A 2,323-nucleotide genomic window follows, 5' to 3' on the forward strand; every position below is an offset into this window, starting at 1 on the left:
GGCCCTGAACGATGCGTTGTTCTTCGCGGTTGACCGCCTGCTGAGCGAGGACTTAGCCGAGAGGCCGAAGGTCGCAGGAACCCGCACCCTGACGGTGATTGCGGACTATTCGGTGAGAACGGCGGAGGACGGTTCCGAGGAAGTACTTCCGTACCGACTGCACACCTCCGACGCAGCGCGAGGCGACCCGATCACAAAACGGATTCTTGAAGGAGCAAGGAATGTGGTACCCATTCGCCTCGCTGGCGTGGGAACGGTTCGTATTGTTCGAAACGCCTCTGACGGTGCCGCCAGTTGACGGGTGGTGGAGGGGGCCGCGGGGCGTTGACAGCCCGGCGGCCCTCTCCGTATCTTTCACTATGGAACACCTGAACCGCGCGCAACCGAACCGACTGCCCGCCGTCCCCTCCGCACCGCGGAGACGGGACCGGCGGGCTCGCTGCATTGTGGAGGCCCGATGAACCGACCCGCCGCGTCCGCCACCCGCTTCGCGGGGGAGGGGCTGACCTTCGACGACGTCCTCCTCGTACCCCGCCGCTCGGAAGTGCACCCGAGCACGACGGATGTGGGGACGATGCTGACCCGCACCATCTCGCTCACCATCCCGCTCGTGTCGGCGGCGATGGACACCGTTACCGAGAGCCGCATGGCGATCGCGATGGCGCGGCAGGGCGGGATGGGGATCATCCACAAGAACATGACCGTCGCCCGCCAGGCCGAGGAGGTCGACCGGGTGAAGCGCTCCGAGAGCGGGATGATCGCTTCGCCCATCACGGTGCCCCCGGGCGCGCCGCTGCGCGAGGCCGTGCAGCTGATGGAGCGCTTCTCGGTGAGCGGCGTGCCTGTGGTGGAGGAGGGCGGGCTGCTGGTGGGCATCCTCACCAACCGCGACCTCCAGTTCGAGACGGACATGGACCGCACGGTGGGCGAGGCGATGACCCGCGAGGGCCTCGTCACCGCCCCCGTGGGCACGTCGCTGGAGGAGGCGGTGCGCATCCTCCACCGCCACCGCATCGAGAAGCTGCCGGTGGTGGACGAAGCCGGGATGCTGCGCGGGCTGATCACCGTCAAGGACGTGCGCAAGCGCGCACAGTTCCCCAATGCCTGCAAGGACGAGCGCGGCCGCCTGCGCGTGGGCGCGGCGATCGGCGCGCACCCTCAAAAGGACCTGGAGCGCGCCCGCGCCCTGATCGACGCCGGGGTTGACGTGCTGGTGGTGGACACCGCCCACGGCCACTCCGTCGGCGTGCTGGACGCCGTCTCGCGCGTGCGCGAGCACTTCCCGGACGTGCAGATCATCGCCGGGAACGTGGCGACGCGCGAGGGGGCGGCGGCGCTGGTGGAGCGCGGCGTGGACGCGGTGAAGGTGGGGGTGGGCCCCGGCTCCATCTGCACCACGCGCGTGGTGACGGGTGTGGGCGTGCCGCAGCTCACCGCCGTGCTGGACGCGGTGGAGGGCGCCGCCGGCCAGGTGCCCGTGATCGCGGATGGCGGGATCAAGTACTCGGGCGACATGGTGAAGGCGCTGGCCGCCGGAGCCCACACGGTGATGATGGGCTCCATGCTCGCCGGCACCGACGAGAGCCCGGGCGAGTCGTTCCTCCTGGAGGGCCGCCGCTTCAAGACGCTGCGCGGGATGGGGAGCCTGGGCGCCATGCAGGAGGGCTCGGCGGACCGTTACTTCCAGGAGCACGGCGACGCGCGCAAGTTCGTCCCCGAGGGCATCGAAGGGCGCGTGGAGTACAAGGGCGCCGTCGCCGATACGATCTACCAGCTCATCGGCGGCCTGCGCTCCGGCATGGGCTACCTGGGCTGCGGCACTCTGGACGCGCTGCGCACCGAGCCGCAGTTCATGCGCATCACCGGCGGCGGCCTCCGCGAATCGCACCCGCACGACGTGACGATCACGCGTGAGGCGCCGAATTACCACTCCTGAAGTGCGTGAGTGCGTGAGTGCGTGAGTGCGCTTTTTTGTCATCCTGAGGGAGCCGCATCGCAGAGGCCGGCGCTGCACTCCACTCTCCTGCGGCGACCGAAGGATCTAGCCGGCGAGGCACGAGGACGGCGGGTAACACCGCGAGCCCCTCGTCACGCGCAGTAGATCCTTCGCTTCGCGCCAGAGGCCGGACGCGAGTCGAGGACGGAGAGGCGCTTCGCTCAGGATGACAAATGAAGGGCTACACCCGCAACGCACTAACGCACTAACGCACTAACGCACTAAACGCCCATGCCCCGCATCCAGCTCGTCCATCTCGCCCACGCCCGCTCGGGCGACAAGGGCGACACCGCCAACGTCGGGCTGATTGCCCTGCGCCCCGAGTTC

2 protein-coding genes are annotated in these 2,323 nt (G+C 69.0%); both read left to right on the forward strand.

The features are described 5' to 3' along the window. A partial coding sequence (locus VF647_16120; GenBank protein HEX8453628.1) for a hypothetical protein occupies positions 1-298 on the forward strand: 298 nt, incomplete at its 5' end. 159 nt (positions 299-457) lie between these two features. Beyond that, entirely contained in the window at positions 458-1,936 is a 1,479-nt protein-coding gene (gene guaB, locus VF647_16125) for an IMP dehydrogenase (protein ID HEX8453629.1), read from the forward strand. Positions 1,937-2,323 lie beyond the last annotated feature (387 nt).

This window comes from Longimicrobium sp. (assembly GCA_036387335.1).
In the GTDB taxonomy this organism is placed as follows: domain Bacteria; phylum Gemmatimonadota; class Gemmatimonadetes; order Longimicrobiales; family Longimicrobiaceae; genus Longimicrobium.